This window comes from Levilactobacillus lindianensis (assembly GCF_003946095.1).
GTDB lineage: Bacteria > Bacillota > Bacilli > Lactobacillales > Lactobacillaceae > Levilactobacillus > Levilactobacillus lindianensis.
On sequence record NZ_RHOD01000048.1, the window covers coordinates 1 to 6,714 of the forward strand.

The window sequence follows — 6,714 nt, forward strand, 5'->3', positions numbered from 1 at the left end:
GTGCTAGTGCGCCACGTTGAAAACGTGATAAAGTAGATGTACCCAAAGTAATCACTCCCTATATTGGTTGGAATTAGCTACTACCATTGTAAGTGATTGCTTTGGGCTTTTTAATTTCTGTTCGGATTAATTATAGAATTTGCCATCAATAAATAAATAGGACCATACTTTGCCGAATTTCCTACTCTGCATGCGCATTATCCCAATAACCCTAGTTAAGCTAAAAAGACCCTCATCGAAAAATTCGATGGGGGTCTTTAAAACTAAATTCAGTTAGAATTAACCAACGTAACTAGTGTTTGGCGTTACTGGTGTCGTAGGCGTAACCACATCAACTGGAGAAGCCTTACCAGTTACAACAGTGGCCTTGTAGAAGGCATGTGCATTAACTGAAGTGCTGTATGAGCCAGCATCCGCATTGTTGAAGTCGTACTTAACGTAAGTTTGAACACCATTAGCATCCTTGTATGAAGGAGTGTAAAGCGTCTTCAAGCTGTTAGCGGTCAAGTAAGCTTCAACATCACTAGCAGTGTAAGCCGTATCTGCGGTACCAGTGAAAGCGTTAGTTACTGAAGGGAAGACAACAGTCGTAGCTGAAGCCGTCTTGCCATCGTAAACAGTCAAGTCGTCAGAACCACTAACTTGACCCTTGTAACCGTAGAAATGAATCTTCGTGTTCGCGTTTTGGTTCTTAACTACGTATAAGGTCACCGTGTCACCAGTCTTGATGCTACCAGCTAAAGCATTAGCGTTCATCGTATCGGTAGCAGTGTATGTGTAACCAGTACCTTTCAAAGTAGCGTCCGCCAATGCTGGCGTGATCTTTGACTTAGCATCAGTCGAAACGTCAGTACCAGTAGCGGTTGAAACAACGCCCTTAGCGTCCTTCAAGCCGGTCAAGGACGTTGACTTAACGTCAGTTCCATCGGTCGTCTTGAAGTTAACCTTAACGTCGGTCTTGTCGTTGAAGGCGTTGCTTGGCTTAGTAGCCGTCAAAGCCTTGTAGTAGATGTAACCATTAACTTCAGGGTTCTTAGCGTCCTTAACGTAGTAGTAAAGCGTACCCTCACGAGACTTCTTAACAGCCTTCGTCACTGTCAATTCGTCGTTAGCGTAGGCCGTGGTGTCACTAACCTTCGTTGAGGCACCGTATTGGGTATAACGAGGAGCTGACCAAGTCACATTTTGCGTCCCTGGCTTAGCGAAGTACATCGTGGTCGTTGAAGGCATAGTAGCGTTCTTAGTCGTTGCAGCCTTCTTGATCCCGCCGGCAAAAGTCCCCTTCTTCGTTCCACCGTAGACGAAGCCACGGTACTTACCATCCATGGAAACAACCTTGTAGTAGTGTGTTCCCTTGTTGGTCTTAGCCATTTGGTAAGCCCGGAAGTATTGCTTGGACTTGCTAGAAGTCCCGAACTTCTTCATAGAATTCTTGGACAGAACCTTCTTAGCACCCTTAACAACACCTGGCTTAGTGTATAAAGCATTCTTACCATTAGATTGAACGTTACGTTTTGACCCCTTGTAACTCAGGTTAGTCGTTGACGTTACCTTGGTCTTCTTAGCAGCTTGAGCAGTCGTCGATACTGAGACGGCTCCTAAACTCAAAACAGCTAAACCAAGAAATAATGACTTGCTTAAACGTGATTGCATGTGTTTATCTCCTCTGGAATTAAGTAATTTGTTACCGCTACCTAGTATACCAAATAAAGAGTTTAGATTACCGATCATTCCCAAAAATTAATAAGTCTTACTCGGTTAATGACCGGACGTGAAAAAGAGAGTGACCAGCGGTGGTCACTCTCTTGAACAGTCATTTAGATTAAGCTATGCTTGCCAGCTGTTATCACCGGTAGTTGTACCAGCACCCTTACCTAACACAAGCTGTGCCGTGAAGGTTGCCTTTAAGTCATCACCGAAGTGCTTGTTCCAGTTATCACCCGTGAAGCTCGTTGTGTCGATGCTGAATTCGTAGTGATACTCGACCCCAGCCTTATCTTTATAAGTCTGCAGCCCTTTAGCGCCGGTAGTAAAGCCACCTGCAATAACACCAAGCTTGCTTGAAACCGTTGCTGTCGGCTCTCCAGTCAAGGCTTTGATTGCATCAGCTGATAAGGCCATCTGAACATCCTTAGCCGTTAATTTGGCGCCCTTTTTCAATGGGTTAATCACATCAACCGCTGTCGTCGCATCAGCCTTAGGCGCTTTTCCATCTGAGGATGCAGCGGAAACTGTGTTCATCACATTACCAACAGCCATCGAAATCTTAGAGGTTGCCGCAGCCGTAATATCCACATAGACGGTGTTCCCGTAGCTAGCACCCTTAACTGCATCCGCAATCGTCGTGTCAGATTGCACTCTGTACCCACTAGGTAACTTGCCTTTAAGGACATCAGTCAGCGTTTGACCAGAAGCGTTCTTGGCGTCATTAACCGCTTGCCCAGCCACTGTCTTCTTATCCGCCGTCGTCCAAGTAGCCTTAGCCACTTCTGCCTTCGTCTTAGCATCACGGTATTGAATCGTCACACTGTTGTCATTCGTAGCTGCTTGGTCGGCAACATTGACCGTCAAGCCACCGAATTCAGTGGTCGTAGCGTCTTTGTAGCCTTCACCAGCGTAAATCCAACCCGAGATAGAAGAATCGCTCTCAGCGGTCACGTAGTAGTATAACGTGCCTTCCTTACTCTTCGTCACAGCCTTAGAAACCTTGAACGTGTCGTTCTTGTTCAAGCCGTAAAGACTAACACGATGGGCTTTGTATTCAGTGTTCTTAGGTGCCGTCCACAGCGTGTTCTTGTTAACGTTACGCAAATGGAAGCCAGTTGTCCGCGTTGGCATCGTGGCCTTGTGGGTCGTCGTTGCTTCTTGAACGCCACCAGTAAAGGCCTTTTGAACGCGACCCCCATAGATGTAACCCCGGTACTTGCCATTCATGGAAACGACTTTGTAGTAAACCGTGCCCCGGTTTGTCAATGCCATGTGGTAAGCGCGGAAGTAATCAGCGGAATGCTTGGAAGCGGCGAGATTCTTCGCTTTGGCTTTGGAAACTACCCGCTTGGCACCGTTCACCGTTCCCGGCTTGGTATAGATGGCGTTCTTTCCTGTTAGTTGAACGTTTTGACCATCCTTACCCAGTGAAACCTTAGACACAATCTTGGCCTTAGAAGCAGCATTTGCCGTAGCCGGTGCAATAACGCTGTTGGCAACGCCACCCAGACTCAGTGCGGCCAGACCAACGTAAAGTGATTTTGCTAGAATCGATCTCATTGTATTTTTCTCCCCTAGAAAAGTAATGTGGTTGAACACGATTTAGTATAGCAGGTGCCCCGATCAATGGAACCCTTGCGGCAAAATTCACTATGTTAATCATGATATCAACTCAACGAGCCTTTCATAAAAGTCGCAACTAACGCCAACAAAAAAGGCGATCGCCGCCCGGCAATCACCCGTAAATTTATTTTTAAATATGAGAATTACTCTCATACATGGCAAGTTTTCCCAAGAGACTTTCGGCATCAACCTCAGTCTGACGACAGTGTTCTCGAATGATCGCTGGGTGCCGCCGCACCATACTCGCAAATGCCTCTGGATTCAGTAACCAGCGAAGTTTAACTTCCTGCTCATACGGTTGAAGCGCCATATTAGCCTCAATATCCGCCAAGAGACTGATATCCAAGCCTAAGGCAATCGCCGCCTCCGCCTGTGTCAATCCCAGATGTTCGCGGGCCTCACGAATCGTCGCAGGCGCCATGAAGTGATATTCACGACGATAGATGGCAAAATCTGTGCGAAAATTGTAGTCAGGATCGTCCACCGGTTCTAGGTATTCCTCCTCGTCCTCAACATCTGCACTCACCGGTACCCAGTAACGGTGAATATTGGCAATTGGTTCACTAAAAATCATCACCTGTTCCGCCACCTCGATCACGTGAAAATCCACTGGCGCCCCGGTCGTATCCGGATAACTGACCTGCGCAATAACTTTAACCATGACTCTGACTCCCCTTCCCAAAGCTCCCATCGTGTCCGTGTACATTGCTTGCGTCTCCCGATCAGTAAGCAACTTGACCCCACTATACAGGAAAACTCCCGGAGACTGGTCGGCTACGCCCTATAAATAAATTTATCGCTAAATAACCTCGCCATACGCCAATTACGACATGCATGCCAATAACTTTAACGTGTTGGGTTAATGACCCCACGCAACTAGCGTTTAGTAATGGTTCCCTATGCCAAACGTGTTACGCTTCAATTGCTCCTACTAAGACCCCCAAACGGGCAGAGCATGGCTAACTATCACGAACTAAAACGGGAAAGAAAGTGATTTTATGCCTCTAACTATAATCAACAGTGAGGTAGTGGCCGCGGTATCTTATGCCGAAGGCTGCGGACTATTGGAGGTCCGCCTCAAGAACGGCCAAGTTCGCGTCTACTGCAACGTTACCGAAAAGACCTTACTGGAGTTTTTAGATGCTGATGATGTCGATTATTTCTATGATGATGTTTTGTGTCACCATTCGTATATTGTGATTGAATAAAGCTAATTAAAAACGATTTGAATCTGGACCTTTGCTATAGTCCCCTTAAGGTTGACAGATGAAAAAGTATAATTCATCTGTTAACTTTGAGGGGACTTTATTATGCCTAGAACTAGATTCACGGCCGTAGAAAAGCTAAATATTATTCAGGGCCTGTCGAAAACTGATTTACCGAAGTTAGCGTATCTTGGCTTATTCAACATTAGCGGTCAGACTTTTACCAGGTGGCAAAAATTTTACAAGCAGGATGGGAACGATGGATTAGAAGAACGAAATAACTGGACTCGATATAGTCCAGAGCTTAAGCTACAAGCCGTAACAGTTTACTTAAATAAGGAAGGAAGCTTGCGTGAAATTCGAGATCGCTTTGGTCTTAGAAGCTGTAGGCAGCTTCAAGACTGGATCAAAAAATTTCAGTATAATGGGACCAATAAAGCTCTGACGGCTACGCCGTCAAGAAAGCAGGTCCGCATTATGAGTCGTAAAACTATTTTTGAAGAACGAATCACAATCGTTGAGTATGTTACTGTCGATAAACATTCCTACTCTCAGGCAGCTGAACACTTTAAGGTATCGTACAAGCAGGTACGATCATGGGTTTTGAAGTCCAAGGATAACAGTTACGCAGCACTCAAAGACAATCGTGGTCGGACTAAACCCGTTGAAGAAATGACAGAACTTGAACGACTCAAGTTGGAGAATCGGCAACTTAAAGCGAAAATTAAGAAACAGGAGGTCATTGATCTCTTCTTAAAAAAGTCCGGGAACTACAGAACAGGGAGTGATCAGAAGCATGTCACGTCCAGGAACACCATACGATAATGCACCAATGGAGCGTTGGTGGAATGAATTCAAGCTTAACTGGTTGGATAGTCACCCAATGCCAAAGACAAGAGAAGAATTAGTGAAACTGATTGGGGCAGGCATTTACTACTTCAACTATATTGACCGCACAGCACAAAGAAACGGCTCCACCGCGATGAAGCCGCTTAAGCAATACTAAAAATTATATTATTTCAACTGTCAACTTAACAGAGACTAGTGCACTTCCAGATTCCAGTCGTTTTTCTAGTTTCCATGTGATTTCGTCATCTGCATTAAGAAGCGATTTAAGGACTCTTGAACTGCCCGACAATCAGTCAACGAATACTTCTTGAAAATACCTTCAATTTTTGCGAGCAACGCCAACCGAGTTATTGGCAAAGACAAGTCAGTTTGAAGTTTCTTCAAATCTAATCGTATCGCGGAAGATGTATTCTTTCCTACATGGCTCAAGCGTCGGAACAACTGTTTCCGAAAATTTTCATCCGCGTTCATAGTCACTTGCATTCTGCCAATATATTGATTGATCAGATTACTCTTATCCTCATAGTGACTTAACTTGTCCATTTCTTTTCTAGTACGTACCTCTTTCCAAGTATGCCAAACACTAAGAAGTTCCTCTCCAATCAAGTTAACGTGATAAGTACCATAATTCATCTGATAAGTCATTTTGAATCTAATTGGCCCTTCAGACAGTTCACTATTAATAACCATAATACCGGTTTGAACCTTAACGCGATCAGCATTTATTCGAATCCGATCATCAATGACATGCAGTGCCATCCTGAATTCATCTCGTGGATAGTCATTCACCACTGAGAAAGTCGTTCCAGAGGCATTAGCGTATGCAGTTAACTTATCTTCAATAATACACAACAATTTTTCATTGTGGCAAATTACAAGTTTAATCCGAACAAGCCCGGAATCTTTCAATGGCAGTCTGTTGATGATGTATTTTTAATGGTCGTTGATTAATTAGTTCAAGTGCTGCTAGGATCTCATCAGTCGTTACTTGGCTAAAATTGGTCTTTTTCGGGAAGAACCAGCGTAACCGCCTATTAAAATATTCATTGGAACCTCGCTCCCATGGTGAATATGGATGGCAAAAATAAACTTTGATCTGATAATCCTGTTCTAAGGCCTGATAATTGGCAAACTCTTTACCATGATCAACAGTAATGGATTTTACTTGGGGACCGAAGGCCCCCATAAACTTGCCAAAGGCGGTGTTTAGAGCCTTAGCCGTTCTATTAGGGGCTTTGATGGCCCATAGAAGTCGGGTCTTACGTTCTACGAATGTAACCAGACATGATCGTGACTCACTTCGACTAGAAAGCACCGTATCTACTTCCCA

7 protein-coding genes and 1 pseudogene are annotated in these 6,714 nt (G+C 44.6%); 3 read left to right on the forward strand and 5 right to left on the reverse strand.

Annotated elements, in window-relative coordinates:
• Positions 1 to 279 precede the first annotated feature (279 nt).
• The 3 genes from EKM70_RS11010 to EKM70_RS11020 form a co-directional block, all read right to left on the reverse strand.
• Entirely contained in the window at positions 280 to 1,653 is a 1,374-nt protein-coding gene (locus EKM70_RS11010; RefSeq protein ID WP_125547779.1) for a hypothetical protein, read from the reverse strand.
• Between the two features lie 174 nt (positions 1,654 to 1,827).
• Positions 1,828 to 3,267, reverse strand: a complete 1,440-nt coding sequence (locus tag EKM70_RS11015) for an S-layer protein (protein ID WP_125547781.1) — start codon at positions 3,265 to 3,267, stop codon at positions 1,828 to 1,830.
• 193 nt (positions 3,268 to 3,460) lie between these two features.
• A complete protein-coding gene (locus EKM70_RS11020; protein ID WP_125547783.1) occupies positions 3,461 to 3,991 on the reverse strand; it encodes a hypothetical protein in 531 nt (176 codons plus the stop codon).
• Between the two features lie 337 nt (positions 3,992 to 4,328).
• Between EKM70_RS11020 and EKM70_RS11025 the strand changes: the two genes are divergently transcribed.
• The 3 genes from EKM70_RS11025 to EKM70_RS11035 all read left to right on the forward strand — a co-directional run bounded on the left by EKM70_RS11025 (position 4,329) and on the right by EKM70_RS11035 (position 5,541).
• On the forward strand, positions 4,329 to 4,538 hold the full coding sequence (locus EKM70_RS11025) for a KTSC domain-containing protein (RefSeq protein WP_125547785.1): 210 nt from the start codon (positions 4,329 to 4,331) through the stop codon (positions 4,536 to 4,538).
• Positions 4,539 to 4,640: 102 nt separating this feature from the next.
• On the forward strand, positions 4,641 to 5,360 hold the full coding sequence (locus EKM70_RS11030; protein WP_225416440.1) for a helix-turn-helix domain-containing protein: 720 nt from the start codon (positions 4,641 to 4,643) through the stop codon (positions 5,358 to 5,360).
• Entirely contained in the window at positions 5,332 to 5,541 is a 210-nt protein-coding gene (locus tag EKM70_RS11035; RefSeq protein WP_263853609.1) for a hypothetical protein, read from the forward strand. The genes EKM70_RS11030 and EKM70_RS11035 overlap by 29 nt, the downstream gene beginning before the upstream one ends.
• 65 nt (positions 5,542 to 5,606) lie before the next feature.
• Here the strand turns inward: EKM70_RS11035 and EKM70_RS11040 are convergent, their stop codons facing one another.
• Both EKM70_RS11040 and EKM70_RS11045 read right to left on the reverse strand, forming a co-directional pair.
• Positions 5,607 to 6,293: a hypothetical protein gene (locus tag EKM70_RS11040; RefSeq protein ID WP_164506384.1), complete on the reverse strand. Its 687-nt coding sequence runs from the start codon at positions 6,291 to 6,293 to the stop codon at positions 5,607 to 5,609.
• Positions 6,265 to 6,714, reverse strand: a pseudogene (locus tag EKM70_RS11045) (IS30-like element ISLsa1 family transposase); the annotation flags it as partial. The pseudogene EKM70_RS11045 and the gene EKM70_RS11040, both read right to left, overlap by 29 nt.

Excerpts from the sequence above, each read along its gene's own strand:
- EKM70_RS11010 (WP_125547779.1), bottom strand. The coding sequence starts at position 1,653 with ATGCAATCACGTTTAAGCAAGTCATTATTTCTTGGTTTAGCTGTTTTG.
- EKM70_RS11015 (WP_125547781.1), bottom strand. The coding sequence starts at position 3,267 with ATGAGATCGATTCTAGCAAAATCACTTTACGTTGGTCTGGCCGCACTG.
- EKM70_RS11020 (WP_125547783.1), bottom strand. The coding sequence starts at position 3,991 with ATGGTTAAAGTTATTGCGCAGGTCAGTTATCCGGATACGACCGGGGCG.
- EKM70_RS11025 (WP_125547785.1), top strand. The coding sequence starts at position 4,329 with ATGCCTCTAACTATAATCAACAGTGAGGTAGTGGCCGCGGTATCTTAT.
- EKM70_RS11030 (WP_225416440.1), top strand. The coding sequence starts at position 4,641 with ATGCCTAGAACTAGATTCACGGCCGTAGAAAAGCTAAATATTATTCAG.
- EKM70_RS11035 (WP_263853609.1), top strand. The coding sequence starts at position 5,332 with ATGTCACGTCCAGGAACACCATACGATAATGCACCAATGGAGCGTTGG.